The sequence below is a fragment of the Sporosarcina sp. P7 genome (genome assembly GCF_002743425.1).
Lineage (GTDB): Bacteria > Bacillota > Bacilli > Bacillales_A > Planococcaceae > Sporosarcina.
In genome coordinates, this window is sequence record NZ_PDZF01000011.1 from 63,200 (window position 1) to 81,448 (window position 18,249).

Genomic DNA, 18,249 nt, shown 5'->3' on the forward strand with positions numbered 1-18,249 from the left:
GATAGAAATGAAAGAAGGGAATGGGAAGATGAACAGCAAACGAGACATAGTACTGACAGAAGTTGCATTACGTGACGGAAGCCATGCGGTTCGTCATCAATTCACAGTAGATCAAGTAAAATCTATCGCTAAAGGTTTGGATGATGCGAACGTACCGTATATAGAAGTTTCCCATGGAGACGGGCTTGGCGGTTCTTCCATGCAGTATGGATTGTCATTGACAAACGAAATGGAACTGATCGAAGCAGCCGTAGCCGAGGTGAAGCAGGCAAAGATTGCGGTACTTCTCATACCGGGTATTGGGACCATGCCACAATTGAAGGAAGCAGCCGGGCTAGGTGTAAAAATGGCACGTGTTGCGACACATGTCACAGAGGCGGATGTCTCTGCGCAGCATATCGCGTATGCGAAAGAGCTGGGTTTAGAAACAGTCGGCTTCCTGATGATGTCCCATATGGCGTCTCCGAAGAAATTGCTGGAACAAGCAAAACTGATGGAGAGCTACGGGGCGGATACTGTATATGTTGTGGATTCAGCAGGAGCACTGTTGCCTCATCAGGTGAAAGAGCGCATTGCATTGCTGAAAGAACATCTGACCGCAAATATCGGTTTCCACGCACATAATAATCTGTCGCTGGCAATGGCGAACACGCTTGCTGCAATGGAAGCGGGCGCTACACGAATCGACGGCAGTATCCGCTGCCTTGGTGCTGGAGCTGGGAATACACAGACCGAAGTGGCGGTTGCGGTGCTCGATAAGATGAATATTCATACTGGCATCGATTTGTATAAGATCATGGACGTGGCGGAAGATTTAGTAGCGCCGATTCTGGAAACACCGCAGGAGATCACACGCGGCAGTCTAGTTCTCGGTTATGCGGGCGTATATTCAAGCTTCTATCTGCATGCACAAAAAGCAGCCGAACGATTCGGGATTGATTCCCGCAGCATTTTAATTGAACTTGGCAAGCGCGAAGTAGTTGGTGGTCAGGAAGATATGATCATGGATGTAGCCGCGGAGTTATCCAAACGGAAAGCGGAAGTTGCTGTATAAAAGGAGAGGGTATCGTGAGTGCAACAGTGTACCAGGAAATTGCCGATTATCTAGTGGCAGGCGAAGAAGAAAAGCGTGAAGTGAAAAAAGTGACCGCCAAACTGAAGAAAGATTTGACGGTGGAAGAAGGATACCAAGTCCAAGAGAAGATCGTTTCTCGGAAATTAGCTGAAGGACGGAAAATAGTAGGTCCTAAAATGGGATTGACCAGCAAAGCGAAAATGGACCAGATGAATGTCGATGAGCCAATTTACGGATATGTCTTCGATTATATGGTCATCGACAATGGCGGTAAGGTTTCTCTGAGCGATTTGATTCATCCGAAAGTGGAGGCGGAAATTGCTTTCATTATAGATGAGGATATTGAAGGGCCTGGCATTACAGGCGCTCAAGTATTGGCTAAAACCAAGTCGGTCATCCCGGCTCTCGAAATTATCGACAGTCGTTATGAGAATTTTGATTTTACGTTACCTGATGTTGTAGCGGATAATGCGTCTACCTCTCGAGTGGTTTTCGGTACTTCGCCGAAATGCCCGTCGGATTTTGAACTGGATGTAGTCGGTGCGACATTGGCGATTAATGGCGAAATCAAGGAATTAGGTGCCGGTGCCGCAGTACTCGGCCACCCTGCGAATGCCATTGCGATGCTCGCTAATATGCTTGCACGTAAAGGCGAGAAGATCCGTAAAGGTGATGTCATTTTATCAGGTGCTTTAACAGGTGCCGTCCTGCTTGAAAAGGGAGATACGGTGCTTGGAAAGTTCGACGGGCTTGGCGACGTGTCGTTTACAGTAACTGAGTGAGAAGGAGGATGTAACGGATGCCACTAATACATGTAGAGATGATTGAAGGCAGACCTGAAGAAAAAGTTTCGGAGTTGATCCGCAATATCACTGAAGTAGTTTCATCCACACTGGATGCACCAAAAGAAGCGGTACGGGTTATCGTTTCGGAAGTGCCGAGCACGCACTGGGGCGTTGCAGGACAGACGATGGCTGAGAAAAGAGCAGCCGTTAAGTAAGTCGAAATCAGAAATACGAGCAGGGTAATAATGAAGTAACCTATAAAAAATAAAACTAACAGACAGGGGACAGAAACTATGAGTATCTCAAATAACGTAATTGTAGAAGAACACGCATTATTGAAAGAACTTGAAAAATATACAACAAGTATTGCGCATCTTGGCCATGTAGAAATGGGCGTTACGGATCTCGAAAAATCAGTCTGGTTCTTTACAGAAGTAATGGGCCTTGCGGTTTCTGCCCAGGAAGAAGATCGAGTATATCTAAGAGCATGGCAGGATTTCGATCACCACACATTAGTACTTCAGCAGGCGGATGTTTCAGGCGTTCAGCAAATCGGCTGGCGCGTAAGCAATAAAGGTGCTTTGAAAGCATTTGAAAAGCAGTTTAAGGATATGGGAATCGAGCACAACTGGGTGGAAGCCGGGAAGAAAAAGGCGCAAGGCGACACGCTTCAGTTCCGTTCACCTTCAGGCCTACCGGCAGAATTGTATTGGGAAAAAGAGAAGTTCATCACGGATGATCCGAATGTTGCTTCAAAATTGCCGAGCCACCCAAGTAAATATACAGGCAAGGGAGTATCTCCGCGTCGCTTTGACCATGTAAATATTATGGTAAACGATGTAGCGAAAGAGCAGGAATGGTGGACAGATCTACTTGGAATTCACCACCGTTACTATGTTCAGAATGAGGAAGACGTGCGTCTTGGTTCATGGTTGAGTCGAACAAATGTAGCGCATGAAATTGCTTTAATGCGCAATGCCAATCAAGATGGTGCACTGTTCCATCACTTGGCATACTACTTGGATTCACCGGATGAGCTAATCCGCGCAGCAAACTTGATGGCAGAGAACGGCATTAAGATCGAGTGGGGTCCGGGCAAGCACGGGACGAGTGGAGCACAGTTCATCTACGTCATCGAGCCTTCTGGAAATCGTGTGGAAATCTGGACTGGCGGATTCTTGATCTTCTCTCCAGATTGGGAGCCGATCGGATGGAACCCAGAAGTTGGACCGCTTGGTTTGGACCTGTGGGGAAGTAAGGCGCCGGAAAGTTACTTCACTTACGGAACAAAGCTTCTGTAAGTTGCGTGTCCAATAAAACAGATAGATGAAAATAAATAATGAGGTAGATGAAGCAAACGTCTACCTCATTATTTTTTATAAAAAATTATAAAGAATAGGGGTTAGGGTGAAATGGTGAAAAAGACATTGCGTGTGGATTTCCATACACATATCATCCCGGAGGATTTTCCGGATTTGGCAGCGAAATATGGTGATCCTCGTTTTCCGGTTATGGAGAAAACCTGTGACTGCGGGGCGGAAATCTTTATCCAGGGAAAGTCATTCCGTAAAATTACGGATCAGGCATGGGATATTGAAAAGAGAATCGAAGACATGAATAACGAAGGGATCGATATTCAGGTGCTATCGCCAATTCCGGTCACACTTGCCTACTGGAGTAGCCCGGAGGCCGGTTTGGAACTTTCACAAATACAGAATGATTTTATCGCATCCATCGCCAAGGAGTATCCGGAGCGGTTTATTGGTTTAGGGACGGTTCCGCTGCAGGATGTGGAAATTGCCATACAGGAAATGGATCGTGCCGTGCATGAACTGGGCTTAAAAGGACTTCAAATCGGTTCCAATGTGAACGGCCAGAACCTGGACGATCCTGCGCTGGAACCGTTCTTCGCGGCAGCGGAGAAATGGAATGTGCCGCTTTTTGTACACCCATGGGCGACACTCGGCGGCGAGAGAATGCCAAGACATAATTTCATGTATATGGTCGGCATGCCGTCAGAAACGGCACTGGCCGCGGGAAGTATTATTATGAGTGGACTTCTGGATCGATATCCAAAACTGAAGATCTGCTTCGCGCACGGCGGGGGAGCGCTCCCTTATCTGCTTCCACGTATGGATAAAGGCTGGGAAGTGTGGCCACATATCAGAAAAACTGAAAAACCGCCAAGCCATTATGCAAATAAACTCTATTATGATTCACTAGTGTACGATCCGGTGAATTTACAGTATATGATCGATAAATTCGGTGCGGAACAAATTATTGCAGGTTCCGATTATCCATTCCTGTTGCGGGAAGCACCGTCCGGCAAAGTGGTCGATCTATTGGAAGGTATTTCGGATGAAGACGCAAGATTGATACACGGACAGAATGCATTAAAGTTCCTCGGAATTCATGAAATGGCCACATCGAAGTAAAGACGCTGAAAAACCTTTTAATCTTTGTAATTTGTCACTTTCCTAATCAACCTGCCTGTACCAAACAAAAAAATATGTTTGCCTTACCAAAGGAGGAAATCAGTTGAAGCCCATTCAAGTCTTAAAAACTGTTGACGAATCTAAATTTAATCGTTTTCACGGCTTACTTGTTTTCTGGTGTGCGTTTATCATTATCTTTGATGGATATGATTTAATCGTTTACGGATCAATAGTTTCAATATTGATGGAGGAATGGTCTTTAACATCAGTACAGGCAGGAACGATAGGCAGCTATGCATTGATTGGCATGATGTTAGGCGCGTTCATATTTGCGCCTCTCGCCGACAGAATTGGGCGAAAGAATGTCATTCTCTTCTGTGTCATTCTTTTCAGTTTGTTTACAGGATTGATTGCATTTTCGAACGGTCCGACAGAATTCGGAATCTACCGCTTCATCGCGGGGCTCGGGCTCGGTGGGGCATTCCCGGTTACCGTGGCGCTGGTAACGGAATATGCACCGCGAGTCATGAAAAATCGATTGGTGACACTGATGTTATGTGGTTATGGGATTGGCGGAATGTTTGCTGCAGGACTGGCGATTTATCTGATTCCTGCTGCGGGCTGGAAAGCGATGTTTTTAGTTGGTGCCATTCCGTTGCTGGCTGTACCTTTGCTGTACAAACAACTTCCTGAATCACTAGGTTTTCTGATGGCGAAGCAAGAGAACAAGAAAATCGGCGAGGTACTGGCGAAGGTCAATCCTTCCTATATACAAAAGGATGAGGATGTCTACGATATTTCTGTTCCATCAAGGAAAGGCATACCGGTATCCAAGTTATTCGAAAACGGGCGGACAGTCAGTACGATCCTGTTCTGGTTTAACTTCTTCCTTTGCCTGCTGATCACATACGGTCTCGGAACGTGGTTGCCTAAGTTAATGTCAGAAGCGGGCTATAGCTTAGGATCCAGCCTGACATTCCTTCTGGTACTGAATATGGGCGGAATTGCTGGAGCGTTAATTGGCGGTTGGCTCGCTGACCACTGGAAAACGAAAAACGTGTTGACGATGTTCTTTTCTTTGAATGCGCTTTCACTGATCGGAATGAGTTTCCACCCCTCTATTTCCGTTCTATATATTCTGATAGCCGTAGCGGGTGCCACGTCCATAGGTTCGCAGATTGTTTTATACTCATTCGCTTCACAGTTCTATCCAACAGAAGTCCGTTCCACAGGAATTGGTTGGTCGTCCGGAGTGGGAAGAGTAGGCGGCATCATTGGTCCCGTAGTGGGCGGTGCGTTGCTCGGTCTAAGTCTTTCCTTCCAGCAGAACTTCATGGCGCTAGCTATACCGGGATTATTGGCCGCAGTCGCTATATCGTTTATTCGTGAAAAGCAATTTGCCGACAAACCGGTGAGTGTGGTTCCAACTCTGGCCACTAGCAAAGCGATCGACAAGTAAAATTACGTTTACATGAAAATTATTTTAGTAGAAAGCCCATATTATGTGGGCTTTCTGCGTTATATCGAATATATGAATACGAAAAAAGCTAATGGCAATTCGTTGATTATCAAGTACATTACAAGGAAAGGTGGAAATGTTAAATGAATAAAACTAGACAATTGCTATTATTTTCATTATTGACAGTTATATTGCTTGCTGCCTGTAACTCAGAAGAGGTAACACAGGCGGAAACTACGGACGGTAACCTGAACTATAAATTTAAAATGACCCATATCACGCAAAACACTCATATCTGGCAGGGCTTTTCAGAGATTCTCGCAAAAGAGCTGGATGAAAGATCGGATGGCCGCATGAAACTGGATATCTATCCCGGTGGACAGCTGGGGCCTGAAGCGGATATTGTGCAGCAGCTGGAAAACGGATCGGTTGATTTCGCTCTGCTGACGGTGCCATATTTAAGTTCTCGCATACCTGAATTGGACGCATGGAATATGCCGTTTTTATTCGAAAGCCTGCAGGAAGCGCTGGAAGCACAGGACTCTGAATCTGCACAGGAAATGCTAGGTTTACTGAACGATCAAGGACTGCTTGGGATGGGCTATATGCCTACAGGTATGCATCATCTTGTATTGAAAAATGATCCAATTAAGACAACGAAAGATGTGAAAGGACTAAAGTTACGCTTCACTGGCGGACCGTCCGTGCTCGAATATTGGGAGAAGCTCGGGGCAAGCCCGATTGCAATGGGGTTATCAGAAGTCTATTCCTCTCTTCAGACTGGCGTCATTGACGGTACATCGATCGACAGTAATGCGCTGTTGTCTGAGAAGTATTATGAAATCGCGAAAAACTATGTTTTAACAGGCCATATGGCATTCGGAGGAATTTTTACAGCGAGTAAAATGAAATTTGAAAATATGCCTGAAAAAGATCAGCAGATTATAACAGATGCTGTCCACGCCGCAGTGGAGTGGGGGAAAGTCGAACACTTGAAAAGAGAGAAAGATAATCTGGCGGAACTGGAAAACTATATACCTGTCCTAGAATTGGAGGATAAGGAGAGTTTTCTGAAAGAAGCCGGAGTCATTTATAACAAATACTCTAAAAAAGATGAAATGATTAAACAATTTATTGAGGAAAACTCGAATCACTGATCACAGAACATCATGATCGGCCGGTCAGAATACTGAGGGGGAGAAAAATTGAGGTTCATAAAAGGATTGAGTGACACTGTCTACACGTTGGAAAAATTTTTAGTCGTATTACTATTGCCGGCCCTGCTACTTTCGTTGTTTTCCGATGTGGTATTTCGGTATATTTTCAATTCACCGTTGCTGTGGGCCCAGGAAACCGCATTGTTTACATTTATATTCGCCAGTTTCATAGGTGCGAGCATGAGCGTCAAAGTGCGTGAAGCGGTTGCTGTCACGATTCTCGTAGACCGGGTGAATGAATCTCTGCGGAATGTGCTGATTATTATCGGGATGATCATTTCTCTGATTTTCACTGTCGCGATATTTTATTTATCCGTAAAATGGATTTTGAATCCGAATATCTTATTACAGAGGTCTGTCACGACACAGATTCCGATGATTATTCCGTATTTATCTATACCGATCAGCTTGCTGTTCATGATTGTTCATTTTGTATATCTGCTTATCGAGTCATTCCACGCCTCAAATGAAAGGCAGGCGGTTGAATGATTATTGCATTGCTGATTTTCCTTCTTTTACTGTTACTCAGAATTCCGATCGCTCTCGTACTTGGAATAGTCAGCGTCATATTGCTCTTTTTTGCCGGCAATATAGAGATGGTCATCAATTCCCCGCAGCGCCTGTTTTCCTCGCTGGAAAGCTACAGTCTGCTGGCAATTCCTTTATTCATGCTGGCCGGGGAAATAATGAATGCCGGTGGGATCACAATCAGGCTTGTGAACTTTGCGCAGAAGTTTGTGGGACACTTCCGGGGCGGGTTGGTGTATGTAAACATCGTAGCCAATACGTTTCTGGCGGCTGTCATCGGTTCTGCATCAGCACAAATCGCGATGATGAGTAAAATCATGATCCCGGCGATGGAGAAAGAAGGATATAAAAAAGATTTCGCTGCTGCGACAACGGCCGCTTCAGGTATATTGGGTCCCATCATCCCGCCCAGTATGCTGTTCATTATTTATGGGGCAAGCGCCGGAGTATCGATAGGCGATATGTTTCTGGCGGGGATTCTTCCGGGGTTTCTTATTATGATTGCGTTCATTTTGCTAGTCACTTATATCGGATATAAAGAAAACTTCACTAAATCAGAAAAGGTTCCCTGGATAGACCGCGGCAAGTCGTTTATTCAAATCCTACCCGCCTTGGCTGTCCCGGGTGTGCTGATCTGGGGAATTATAACAGGGGTGTTCACTCCTACCGAGTCAGCGGGAATCGCTTGTGTCATAGCATTCCTTATCAGCTTCTTCTTCTATAAAGATTTAGACGTAAAAATGCTACCTAGTATTTTCATTAATACTTCCATCACCACATCAATCGTTACATTGTTAATCGCGATGGCAAGCCTGCTCGGTTGGTCTATGACATTCGAACGGATTCCGCAGATGATAGCAGAGTGGATGACGACAATCACTACGAATCCGATCATATTCCTTCTTCTAATAAACATCCTGTTTATTTTATTGGGCATGTTTATAGAAGGGATTGCACTGATTATCATCTTGACGCCGATCTTCGTCCCGATACTGCCTGCGTTTAATATTGATCCCATCCACTTTGGGGTCGTCATTTGTTTAAATGTCGTGATCGGGATACTGACACCGCCTGTCGGATCAGGTCTCTTCCTGACGACTTCTATCGGTAAAGTAAAGTTGGAAGATTTCGTCAGGGCGGTTGTCCCCTTCGTTGCGGTGGCGGTTGTCGTGTTATTTCTCATTACGTATATTCCAAATTTAGTATTATGGATTCCTTCTATGACGGATTAGAAAGGGCGATGCGGAAAGCTATGATTATAGACTTTCCGCACAGCCTTTTTCGTTTTCAGACAATCGTCAGCAACTACCATAACCTCGTCAACGTAGTCAGATGCGTAGGCACAGTCAATATAACAACTACTTTGAAATGATATCCCCAAAAGGAAACAAACGGCCTTCCCTTGTTTAGTTCACTGTGCAAATGGGGATGCTATCTGTAGGTGCTAATGAAAACAGGGCCAAATAACTCTTGATTAATTTAAATACAAACTCTCATAACCATCTGGAAAAATAGTATGGTGTGAACTATTCCATTACATACAAGAGTTATGCAGGCAATAGGTTCCTTAACTCAATAAATAGTTGAACTGCGTTAAATCAGCTACCAAGTAAAAATGCTGGGTAAAATAAAGAGGGGAAAATTTATAGGCAGCTCAGCTCACTATCTAACTGTTTTTTGTTAGTTGTGAATAAGTCTGGAGGTGTTTAAGATGGATTATGTAATGATGGGTGGAAAGCTTGTAATCGGCTTGGTGGCTCTCCTAGTTGTCATAAGATTACTAGGGAAAAAACACTTGAGTCAAATGACACCGTATGATGTGGTGTATCTTCTCGTATTCGGTGGAATCCTTGAAGAGAGTCTCTATGATAATAAGATATCTATCTTCCTGTTTTTATTTTCGGTTGTAGTGTGGGCAGTTGCTATTTATGCTGTGGAGAAAATTGTCACCCTATCTAATCCGTTACGTATATTGATTAAAGGAGAAACGGACAAGTTGATCCATGATGGGAAAATCAATAAAAAATTGATGGAAAAAAACCAATTAGAAATGGAGCAGTTGAGAACGATGCTTCGTATACAAGGGATTTTTTCGCTGAGAGAAGTACGGGACTTGTTTATCGAGCCGGGAGGAGATATTTCAATTAATCAATACGCCAAGTATAAACCCGTGGCTGCACAGGATATGAATCTGGAGAATCGAGAAGAAGAACCGACCGTACTATTAATTGATGAGGGAAAAATCAAGAAGGAAGTCCTAGACTTTATTGGAAAAACGGAGGCATGGCTTTATGCTGAAATGGAACGCTTAGGGCATGTGAATCTTCAACATATATTGTATTGTGAATGGTCGAAAACAGAAGGTTTTTTTATAAAAACATATGCCGATGTTAGTAATAGCGAGAAGTGAAACATAACGCATGAACTACGCTAACAAGAAGAATATATCAATTGATTTTCAAAACAGAAATTCTAGAAGTCATTTCAGAAGAGTCCATTATAGATATTCCGGTGATCATCGTTTCACCTGAATCACTATCTACTTACTGCTTATAAGGATTCGATCAATATAAATAGGCCCCACACAGTGAGAAAAGACGTGATCTCACTGAGTGGGGCCTATATTAATGAAGTACTGTCCTTTCTACACATTTTAAGAAACTGAAAGCCACCACCATAGCCCCGTCAACGTAATGAGGAGAGTAGGCACAGTCAATATAATACCTACTTTAAAATAATATCCCCAAGAGATCCGTATGCCTTTTAACGACAGCACATGCAACCACAGCAACGTGGCGAGCGAACCGATCGGTGTCATCTTCGGACCTAAATCAGACCCGATTACATTGGCATAAATTAACGCTTCACGCACATTAGGCGGAACCGCAGCATCCTGGATCGCTAGCGCATCTATCATCACAGTCGGCAAATTGTTCATGAACGATGACAGGATTGCCGCAATAAACCCCATGCTAATCGTAGCGGCGTACAAGCCATGGCTCGATGTCCACTCGATCAACGCGGTCAAAACAGATGTCAATCCTGCATTGCGCAATCCATAGACGACTACGTACATCCCGATGGAAAAGAACACAATAGCCCATGGAGCACCTTTGATTACCGTTTTAGTCTGCACGGCCTCGCTCGTTCTTGCAATTAGCAAGAACATGATCGCAATGGATCCCGCGATGAACGAGACGGGTAAACCCAATGATTCACTAATGAAGTAGCCGATCAACAACATACCGAGCACTACCCAGGAAATGCGAAACAATTGATGGTCACGTATTGCACTGGCAGGTGTACGCAACAACTTTTCATCAAAACGTTTCGGTATAGATTTCCGGAAATACATATACAACACGAGAATACTGGCGCCAAGGCTGAAGAAGTTCGGGATGATCATACGGCTTGCATATTCAGCAAAACCGATGCCGAAGAAGTCAGCGGAAACGATGTTCACAAGATTACTGACGACAAGTGGCAAGGAAGTAGTATCCGCAATGAATCCCGATGCCATGACGAAGGGGAGAATCATTTTCTCTTTGAAATTAAGTGCACGCACCATCGCAAGGACAATGGGTGTGAGTATCAATGCGGCTCCATCATTCGCGAATAAAGCCGACACACCAGCGCCAAGTAGGATGACAAGTAAAAACATGCGAACGCCACTTCCTTTGGCAAAGCGCGCCATATGTAATGCGGACCACTCGAAAAATCCGATTTCATCAAGGATCAATGAAATAATGATTAGTGCGACGAACGTCAATGTAGCATTCCATACGATAGACGTTACATCGATGACATCAGTAAAACTGACGACGCCCGCAAGTAGAGCGAGAACAGCGCCGGCGATGGCAGACCAGCCGATGGATAGATTGCGTGGTTGCCAAATAACCAAGATCAATGTGAAAAGAAATATTAGAGAAGCCAGTATTATTTGCATAGGTCCTCCTCCTTGCTACATTCAATAATAGGAACCGGCAATAATTTCAATAATTCCAGTAATAAGAGGTAGTGGGGATGGGAACGATTAAGTGACCAATATACCCAGCGTCCACGTCGTTCATTCAGCACGATCTCATCACTTTTTAATCTGTGCATATGCTGACTAATTGCGGGTTGTGATACGTCTAGTAAAGTATTCAAATCACAAATGCATAAAGGTTTTTGCTCCAATGCCTTCAGTAATTGTAATCGGGATTGATCCCCAATGGTTTTTAAGTAACGTTCCATTTGTTTAGGATTCATAAAATACTCCTTTATTTCTTAGTATCTATATCATATAAGTTCAGGCTTATATGTTCAATGCTTTTAGACAAACAAAAAAGGAAGTCACAGGGCAGTGTGGCTTCCTAATTCTCTCAAATTGATAGATCATGCTAATTATCGTTCTTTGCTTAACTCATCATGGATAAGATTCATATTGTAGTTCAAGTATTTTATATACGTATCGATCGCGTCACCAGGGTTACCAATTTCGTCAGAGTAGATGGGCTTTTCAGCAATTGGAACGCCGGTCTCTGCGGAAACAGTTTCCATCGGGCGAGTATCTACGTTAGATTCCACGAATAATACAGGCACATTATGTTCTTGAATATAGCGAATGAGCTCTTTGATTTGTTTAGGTGAACCATTCTCTTCCGTATCGATTTCCCAGATAAACGCTTCTTTTAAGCCATAGTGGTCACTCAAGTATTGGAAAGCACGTTCACTTGTTACGAGTACACGATTTTCTTCAGGTATCGTAGAAATGCGTTCCGCAAATTCATCATCTAATTCTTGTAGGCGTTGAACGTACTCATCGCCTTGCTCTCGAATTTTTTCACTTTCTGTCGGGTGTTTTTCAATCAATGCATCGCGCATAGCTTCTGCCATTTTCACACCAACAGCTGGATCGATAAACGCGTGTGGGTTGATTTCCTCGTCAGTGCCGTCTTTTCCACCGATATACTTAGGTTCTACTTCTTCAGTCAAGCTAAAGATGTTTTCGTCTTTCTGGCCAACGGAATCCATCATTTTGAAGAACCAGCCTTTTTTTCCGCCTTCAAGATTTAAACCGTTGTAAAATAAAACGTCTGCATCGGTTGCGGCTTTAATATCATTTGGCAACGGCTCATATTCATGAGGATCCGTTCCGGTTGGCACTAAGTTATATACTTCTACATAGTCCCCACCGATTTCGCGTGCCATATCCGCAATGATGGTAAATGAAGTAACGACTTTTAGCTTGTCGTCCGTTTCCGCCGCTTTGTCACCAACGTTCGTGCCTTTGTCATTGCCACATGCTGCTAACATGAATACAGCGAGCAATGATAGTGTTAGCCATTTTGCGAATTTTTTCATGTAGTACATTCTACTCCTTTGTGAATACAAATTTTTTCTGCCAGGTCAGTTAAACGCTTAGTTGGTTGCGCCTGTAATCGATTTACGTTTAAACTTCTTACGGAACATCCCCACGACAATTCCTTGTTTAGGCGAGAATAAAAATGCCAAGACGAAGATGGCTGTCGCTGTCAAGGCAATCACGGGCCCGGTTGGCATATTATACAAGAAGCTGAAATACAGTCCAGTAATGGAGGACACAGCACCGAAAAATGCTGCCAATATGACCATGACCGATAGTCGATTGGTTAACAGATACGCTGTAGAAGCTGGTGTAATCAATAAAGATACAACGAGGATCACCCCGACAGTCTGTAGGGAAGCGACGGTAACCAGTGTGAGTAAAAACATAATCGCGTAGTGAATCAAACGTGTTTTTAAACCGTAAGCCGCAGCCATCGTCTCGTCGAAACTGGAAACGAGTAGTTCTTTAAAGAACAGAAAGACTACTAAAATCACAATGGCACCGACAATCAAAGTCAGCCACATGTCGGAACTGCGGACAGACAACACGTTACCGAATAAAATCTGCGTCAAGTCTGTCGCACTTTTAGCTTGTGTGATTAAAATAATCCCAAGTGCGAAAAACGCTGAAAAGACTATGCCAATCGAAGAATCATTCTTGATTCGACTATTTTGAGATATGGCACCGATACTGAATGCTGTCAGAACACCCGTAAACACTGCGCCGTAGAAATAGCTAATGCCGAGCATATACGAAATAGCAACACCCGGTAGAACTGCGTGGGAAATCGCATCGCCCATCAATGCCATGCCCCGAAGGACAATGAAACTTCCAATAACTCCACAAATGATGCCGACCATGATCGACGTAATCAATGCTTTCTGTAAGAAACCGTACGTCAGTAAGTCTTGAATAAATTCCATTACATAGAAACCTCCAAGCCATCGATCATAAATTCACGGTTATATGCTTTCGCCATATTGCTTGATTGAAATACTTTATTCGTTGGACCTGCATCAATTAACTCTTTGTTAATAAGAATGAGCCCATCAAAATATTTCTTCACTTTTGACAAGTCGTGGTGAACGACGAAAATCACTTTGCCATTCGCTTGCATTTCACGCAAAATCTCAATTATGATTTCTTCACTGGATACGTCAATCCCTACGAAAGGCTCATCAAGGAAGAAGTAATCCGCCTTTTGCGCTAGTGCACGTGCAAGGAACACTCGCTGTTGTTGCCCGCCTGATAATTCACCGATTTGGCGATTGGCAAAGCTCTCCATTCCTACTTGCCTTAAACACTCCATTGCCCACTCTTTATCCGCTTTACGTGGACGTCTTAGCAAGCCGATTTTTGGATAGGTTCCAAGCAAAACTGTATCTTTCACAACGATAGGGAAGTTCCAGTCAATATTGGAACGCTGGGGAACGTAAGCAATTTGCTTCCGCATAGAATCCACCGTCTCGCTACCGATCTTTACATCTCCATGATCTTTATGGATTAAGCCAAGCATCGCTTTCATCAATGTGGATTTACCCGCGCCATTCGGGCCAAGAACACCAATCAAACTTCCAGATCCAAATGAAAATGAAACGTCTTTTACTACTTCATGGCCGTCATACGAAACACTTATATTATTGACTGTTATCGGATGTATCATCCAGTTTCCTCCTCTTTTCTTTCCCTGGTGCAACTTTCAGATAAAAGGAATACTACTTTTATTTTAGTTAAGAAGCATTATGGTTTTTTGATAGGTAATAATATAAAACAATTGTTTCCCTTATGCAACTCTAATGCATGATTGGTACTGTATTGTTTCCTTCGTACAACTTTTATCAGTATAACTTACTCAAAATTGTCTGTAAAGTAGTTTAGAAAAATATTCTTGCAGATTTTATCTAAAAGCACAAATGATTGATTAGATGCATCATATTGTATGTAGTTTATGCTTATATATAGGAAGTAAATGGGGCATAGACCTAACCACTAACTTTTAAAATATCGCAACAGGAAGTTTGGCGAGTGAAAGAAGTAGGGTAAGTACATACTAATGAAATGATGAGAGGAGTAGTGATGTATGAAGAAAATAGCTGGCCCGCTTATAGCCATTATAGTGTTAGTAGTCATCGCAGCGATTATGATTGTTCCTTCTTACAACAAGTTAGTTAATTTGGAAGAAGACGTCGACCAGTCGTATGCGCAGATTGAAACGCAATTACAACGTAGAGTAGATTTAATCCCGAACTTAGTCAATACGGTAAAGGGATATGCCTCACATGAAAAAGAGGTGCTTGAAAACATTGCGAACGCACGTAGTAAAATGGCCGGCGCACGAGGTCCTGAAGAACAAGCAGCAGCAGATTCAGAACTATCGAGCGCATTAAGTCGTTTATTAGTAGTAGTAGAAAATTATCCGGATTTAAAAGCGAACCAAAACTTCCAACAGCTAATGGATGAATTAGCAGGCACGGAAAATCGTATTGCGGTGGCACGTAAAGATTATAACGACGTCGTGTCAGTCTTCAACAGAACCGTTAAACGATTCCCAGGTAAAATCGTGGCTTCGATCTTTGGATTTGATGAAAAAGAATACTTCAAAGCGGTCGAAGGGGCGCAACAACCGCCATCAGTCGATTTTGGGGATGACGTGAAGTGATAAACCGCGTCTGCATGTTCCTCGTAGCGCTACTAGTGGCCCTTACTGGTACTACGACGGTTCATGCGATTACAGAAGTGGTAGTGGATGATGCGGACATTTTATCACCCGCTCAAGAAGCAGAAATAGAAGAATATGGCATTCGCTTGCAAGCAGCTACGAAAGCAGAACTTGCTGTTCGTACAGTGTATTCCCTAGAAGGTGAACCTGTAGAGGATTATGCCCTACGCTTGCTTCGTGAATTGCAATTAGGCGATAAAGAAATGGACAATGGCGCATTACTTGTCGTGTCCACAGAAAAAAATGAAGCTGCAGGTATTGAGCGCAAGTTTTATTTAACGACGGGCTACGGTTTGGAAGGAGCACTTCCTGACGGGAAAGTCGGACGTTATATTGATGAACTCGCGATGCCCTATTTAAGGCAAGAACAACCAGACCTTGCGATTACGGAAGTATACAAAGCATTCTATAATGAAATAGCGGCGGAATACGGACTTAAAGGTGATGAGTTGCCAATCGCATACCCCGCACAAGGTGAAGAAGACGTTGGCATTCCGTCATTTGTTATAGTGATCATCGTTCTCTACATTATCTTCCGCGTCTTTTTTGGCGGTGGAGGAAGAGGCGGTGGCGGTGGTCCACGTGGTCGATCTAGCGGTGGCCCAATATTCTTCCCTGGCCCCGGTGGTGGTGGCTTCGGAGGTGGAAGTGGCGGCGGAGGCTTTGGTGGCTTCGGCGGCGGTGGTTCCGGTGGTGGTGGCGGAGCAGGCCGAAGTTGGTAATAGCTTGCTTCTCAGGAAGTGACGATAACTCGATACGTGAGTGATCGTCACTTTTTTTATGTCCGTGGCGCGCGCTCAATGATGCACGCTATCCGCTCTATGTGCACCTGCAAGTGCTCTATGCGAAGCGTTATTCGCTCAATCGCAATTCGCATTCGCTCATAGTTTCCCGTTACCCGCTCAATGAAGCCTTGCATCCGCTCAATGGCCGCGACCCGACACTTTATATTCTCACGTTCTATCGCCGCGCCATCTATTTTTGGCATTTGCGGTGCGCGCCGCTCAATGTAGCACGCTATCTGCTCTATGTGATTCGGCAAGCGCTCTATGCGTAACGTTATTCGCTCAATCGCAATTCGCATTCGCTCATAGTTTCCCGTTACCCGCTCAATGAAGCCTTGCATCCGCTCAATGCCCGCGGCCCTATACCTTATATTCCTCTACGTTCTATCCGCCGCGCCATCCCACCCAACCCAGCCACCACCCTAAAAAAGTCAAATCCCTAGAAATATAAACAGTTTCATGTAATCATAAATAAAAACGAGGTGACCGACATATGAAAATTCAATTTTACACGAAACCTAATTGTGGGTTGTGCGAAGAAGCGGAACAAATGCTTCGTTTGGTTGCAGAAGATCATCCACTCGAGTGGCAGAGGATTAATATAGAGGAAGATGACGAAATTCATGAGAAATATATGTTAATGATCCCAGTCGTTGAGCATGAGGGACAAGTGGTGGCCTATGGAAATATCGGCTATATCGATATTTTGGAATTAATTGAATAATGTAAACGCTTTCTTGTTGTGTTTCATTTCTGAATATGCTATACTTCATGTATAGTATTTTTTACACTAGGTGGGACGTTAATGATTCAGAGGGATCAAATACAACCCACTTGAAAAGAGTGATGTGAGTGAACTTATCATTTTACGAAGCGCAACTCGCACTTATACCTGAACTTCCACTGTTGATCGAGCAACGCTATCAGATGTTGAAACTGATCAAAGCGTCGGGGCCTGTTGGCAGAAGAACGCTTAGCTCCGTGTCGGGTCTTTCCGAAAGGGAAACGCGTACGATGCTCGATTTATTGAAAGAGCAGGAATTGGTGCATATTGCGAAAGAAGGCGTGTCAACTACGGAAAAAGGTATAGAAGTGCTCTTTGCATTGCATGATACGATGGAGGAAAGATCGGGCAGACGACAACTTGCGAATGAGTTGGCGGAGCGCCTTGGCATTCTAAAAGTACATGTAGTGGAAGGGAATTCCGATGACTCACCTCTGACGAAAAAACTACTCGGTATGCAAGCGGCGAAACAATTCCGCTCGCGTATTACAGGTAATGAAATTGTCGCAGTAACTGGTGGCAGTTCAGTAGCCGCGATTCCATCGTTTATGCAGCAAGACGAGTTGCCGGATGTGCAATTCATCGCAGCAAGAGGTGGCGTGGGAGAAGAAATCGGGTTACAGGCGAATATGATTGCTGCTTCGTTTGCAGAAGCGTGTCATGCAACGTATAAAGCGTTTTATTATCCAGATACTCTTAGTGAAGAAGCACATGCGGTATTTCAGCATGAGCCCGCTGCGAAAGAAATGCTGGAGTTATATAGTCGCACCGATTGCGTAATTCATGGTGTCGGGAATGCGACGAAGATGGCTGTATTGCGAAACTCTCCTGAAGAGGAACAGCAGATTCTACGGGATCGACAAGCTAAGGGAGAAGCATTCGGCTTTTATTTTAATCAGCAAGGTGAAATTGTCCATCGTATTCGTACAGTTGGGATTCAGATGGAGCAATTGAAAGACGTTCCGCTCGTGCTCACAGTAGCCGGCGGGGCGAGTAAAGCGGAAGCACTGCTGTCGTATTTAGCGAGTGCACCGTCCCAAACCATTTTAGTGACAGACGAAGGCGCAGCACAAAATATGCTGTCACTGATGTGAACCGTAGATACAATGCCT

Annotated in this window: 20 protein-coding genes; 15 read left to right on the forward strand and 5 right to left on the reverse strand. The window is 44.0% G+C overall.

The genetic code is table 11. The features are described from left to right. Positions 1 to 28 precede the first annotated feature (28 nt). From dmpG to CSV60_RS11710, 10 genes are all read left to right on the forward strand, one after another. Positions 29 to 1,054, forward strand: coding sequence for a 4-hydroxy-2-oxovalerate aldolase (dmpG, locus tag CSV60_RS11665; protein ID WP_029054083.1), 1,026 nt, complete (start codon positions 29 to 31; stop codon positions 1,052 to 1,054). A 14-nt stretch (positions 1,055 to 1,068) separates the two neighbouring features. Then, on the forward strand, positions 1,069 to 1,857 hold the full coding sequence (locus tag CSV60_RS11670) for a 2-keto-4-pentenoate hydratase (RefSeq protein WP_099637098.1): 789 nt from the start codon (positions 1,069 to 1,071) through the stop codon (positions 1,855 to 1,857). A 17-nt stretch (positions 1,858 to 1,874) separates the two neighbouring features. Next, a complete protein-coding gene (locus CSV60_RS11675; RefSeq protein WP_029054081.1) occupies positions 1,875 to 2,075 on the forward strand; it encodes a 4-oxalocrotonate tautomerase in 201 nt (66 codons plus the stop codon). A 78-nt stretch (positions 2,076 to 2,153) separates the two neighbouring features. Further along, positions 2,154 to 3,161, forward strand: coding sequence for a VOC family protein (locus CSV60_RS11680; protein WP_099637099.1), 1,008 nt, complete (start codon positions 2,154 to 2,156; stop codon positions 3,159 to 3,161). 111 nt (positions 3,162 to 3,272) lie between these two features. After that, positions 3,273 to 4,295, forward strand: coding sequence for an amidohydrolase family protein (locus CSV60_RS11685; RefSeq protein WP_199175277.1), 1,023 nt, complete (start codon positions 3,273 to 3,275; stop codon positions 4,293 to 4,295). Between the two features lie 103 nt (positions 4,296 to 4,398). Continuing rightward, the gene (locus tag CSV60_RS11690; protein ID WP_099637100.1) at positions 4,399 to 5,754 is read left to right on the forward strand and encodes an MFS transporter; all 1,356 of its coding nucleotides are present in this window, start codon (positions 4,399 to 4,401) and stop codon (positions 5,752 to 5,754) included. 143 nt (positions 5,755 to 5,897) lie between these two features. Next, a complete protein-coding gene (locus tag CSV60_RS11695; RefSeq protein ID WP_099637101.1) occupies positions 5,898 to 6,911 on the forward strand; it encodes a TRAP transporter substrate-binding protein in 1,014 nt (337 codons plus the stop codon). Positions 6,912 to 6,959: 48 nt separating this feature from the next. Then, positions 6,960 to 7,460, forward strand: coding sequence for a TRAP transporter small permease (locus tag CSV60_RS11700; protein WP_099637102.1), 501 nt, complete (start codon positions 6,960 to 6,962; stop codon positions 7,458 to 7,460). Further along, positions 7,457 to 8,731 carry a TRAP transporter large permease gene (locus CSV60_RS11705; protein ID WP_099637103.1) on the forward strand — a complete coding sequence of 425 codons (1,275 nt, stop codon included), beginning with the start codon at positions 7,457 to 7,459 and terminating at the stop codon, positions 8,729 to 8,731. The genes CSV60_RS11700 and CSV60_RS11705 overlap by 4 nt, the downstream gene beginning before the upstream one ends. Positions 8,732 to 9,210: 479 nt before the next feature. Continuing rightward, a complete protein-coding gene (locus CSV60_RS11710) occupies positions 9,211 to 9,909 on the forward strand; it encodes a DUF421 domain-containing protein (protein ID WP_099637104.1) in 699 nt (232 codons plus the stop codon). Positions 9,910 to 10,152: 243 nt separating this feature from the next. On the opposite strand, the gene CSV60_RS11715 is transcribed toward CSV60_RS11710, so the two are convergent. The 5 genes from CSV60_RS11715 to CSV60_RS11735 all read right to left on the reverse strand — a co-directional run bounded on the left by CSV60_RS11715 (position 10,153) and on the right by CSV60_RS11735 (position 14,512). Next, positions 10,153 to 11,445, reverse strand: coding sequence for an arsenic transporter (locus CSV60_RS11715; protein WP_099637105.1), 1,293 nt, complete (start codon positions 11,443 to 11,445; stop codon positions 10,153 to 10,155). After that, on the reverse strand, positions 11,436 to 11,750 hold the full coding sequence (locus tag CSV60_RS11720) for an ArsR/SmtB family transcription factor (RefSeq protein WP_099637106.1): 315 nt from the start codon (positions 11,748 to 11,750) through the stop codon (positions 11,436 to 11,438). Before CSV60_RS11720 ends, CSV60_RS11715 begins: the two co-directional genes overlap by 10 nt. 135 nt (positions 11,751 to 11,885) lie before the next feature. Further along, on the reverse strand, positions 11,886 to 12,845 hold the full coding sequence (locus CSV60_RS11725; RefSeq protein WP_199175278.1) for a metal ABC transporter solute-binding protein, Zn/Mn family: 960 nt from the start codon (positions 12,843 to 12,845) through the stop codon (positions 11,886 to 11,888). Positions 12,846 to 12,902: 57 nt separating this feature from the next. After that, positions 12,903 to 13,772, reverse strand: coding sequence for a metal ABC transporter permease (locus tag CSV60_RS11730; protein WP_099637108.1), 870 nt, complete (start codon positions 13,770 to 13,772; stop codon positions 12,903 to 12,905). Beyond that, entirely contained in the window at positions 13,772 to 14,512 is a 741-nt protein-coding gene (locus tag CSV60_RS11735; protein ID WP_099637109.1) for a metal ABC transporter ATP-binding protein, read from the reverse strand. The genes CSV60_RS11730 and CSV60_RS11735 overlap by 1 nt, the downstream gene beginning before the upstream one ends. 417 nt (positions 14,513 to 14,929) lie before the next feature. Between CSV60_RS11735 and CSV60_RS11740 the strand changes: the two genes are divergently transcribed. The 5 genes from CSV60_RS11740 to CSV60_RS11760 all read left to right on the forward strand — a co-directional run bounded on the left by CSV60_RS11740 (position 14,930) and on the right by CSV60_RS11760 (position 18,231). Next, complete coding sequence (locus CSV60_RS11740; RefSeq protein WP_099637110.1) at positions 14,930 to 15,508, forward strand: LemA family protein; 579 nt, start codon at positions 14,930 to 14,932, stop codon at positions 15,506 to 15,508. Next, on the forward strand, positions 15,505 to 16,290 hold the full coding sequence (locus CSV60_RS11745) for a TPM domain-containing protein (RefSeq protein WP_099637111.1): 786 nt from the start codon (positions 15,505 to 15,507) through the stop codon (positions 16,288 to 16,290). Before CSV60_RS11740 ends, CSV60_RS11745 begins: the two co-directional genes overlap by 4 nt. A 113-nt stretch (positions 16,291 to 16,403) precedes the next feature. Next, on the forward strand, positions 16,404 to 16,625 hold the full coding sequence (locus CSV60_RS15780) for a hypothetical protein (RefSeq protein ID WP_143565341.1): 222 nt from the start codon (positions 16,404 to 16,406) through the stop codon (positions 16,623 to 16,625). A gap of 221 nt (positions 16,626 to 16,846) precedes the next feature. Then, positions 16,847 to 17,077, forward strand: a complete 231-nt coding sequence (locus CSV60_RS11755; protein WP_099637113.1) for a glutaredoxin family protein — start codon at positions 16,847 to 16,849, stop codon at positions 17,075 to 17,077. Between the two features lie 128 nt (positions 17,078 to 17,205). Further along, a complete protein-coding gene (locus CSV60_RS11760; RefSeq protein WP_099637114.1) occupies positions 17,206 to 18,231 on the forward strand; it encodes a sugar-binding transcriptional regulator in 1,026 nt (341 codons plus the stop codon). The last annotated feature ends 18 nt before the right edge of the window (positions 18,232 to 18,249 follow it).

Excerpts from the sequence above, each read along its gene's own strand:
- CSV60_RS11755 (WP_099637113.1), top strand. The coding sequence starts at position 16,847 with ATGAAAATTCAATTTTACACGAAACCTAATTGTGGGTTGTGCGAAGAA.
- CSV60_RS11720 (WP_099637106.1), bottom strand. The coding sequence starts at position 11,750 with ATGAATCCTAAACAAATGGAACGTTACTTAAAAACCATTGGGGATCAA.
- CSV60_RS11705 (WP_099637103.1), top strand. The coding sequence starts at position 7,457 with ATGATTATTGCATTGCTGATTTTCCTTCTTTTACTGTTACTCAGAATT.
- CSV60_RS11740 (WP_099637110.1), top strand. The coding sequence starts at position 14,930 with ATGAAGAAAATAGCTGGCCCGCTTATAGCCATTATAGTGTTAGTAGTC.
- CSV60_RS11735 (WP_099637109.1), bottom strand. The coding sequence starts at position 14,512 with ATGATACATCCGATAACAGTCAATAATATAAGTGTTTCGTATGACGGC.
- CSV60_RS11680 (WP_099637099.1), top strand. The coding sequence starts at position 2,154 with ATGAGTATCTCAAATAACGTAATTGTAGAAGAACACGCATTATTGAAA.
- CSV60_RS11715 (WP_099637105.1), bottom strand. The coding sequence starts at position 11,445 with ATGCAAATAATACTGGCTTCTCTAATATTTCTTTTCACATTGATCTTG.
- CSV60_RS11695 (WP_099637101.1), top strand. The coding sequence starts at position 5,898 with ATGAATAAAACTAGACAATTGCTATTATTTTCATTATTGACAGTTATA.
- CSV60_RS11675 (WP_029054081.1), top strand. The coding sequence starts at position 1,875 with ATGCCACTAATACATGTAGAGATGATTGAAGGCAGACCTGAAGAAAAA.
- CSV60_RS11730 (WP_099637108.1), bottom strand. The coding sequence starts at position 13,772 with ATGGAATTTATTCAAGACTTACTGACGTACGGTTTCTTACAGAAAGCA.
- CSV60_RS11725 (WP_199175278.1), bottom strand. The coding sequence starts at position 12,845 with ATGAAAAAATTCGCAAAATGGCTAACACTATCATTGCTCGCTGTATTC.
- CSV60_RS11685 (WP_199175277.1), top strand. The coding sequence starts at position 3,273 with ATGGTGAAAAAGACATTGCGTGTGGATTTCCATACACATATCATCCCG.
- dmpG (WP_029054083.1), top strand. The coding sequence starts at position 29 with ATGAACAGCAAACGAGACATAGTACTGACAGAAGTTGCATTACGTGAC.
- CSV60_RS11710 (WP_099637104.1), top strand. The coding sequence starts at position 9,211 with ATGGATTATGTAATGATGGGTGGAAAGCTTGTAATCGGCTTGGTGGCT.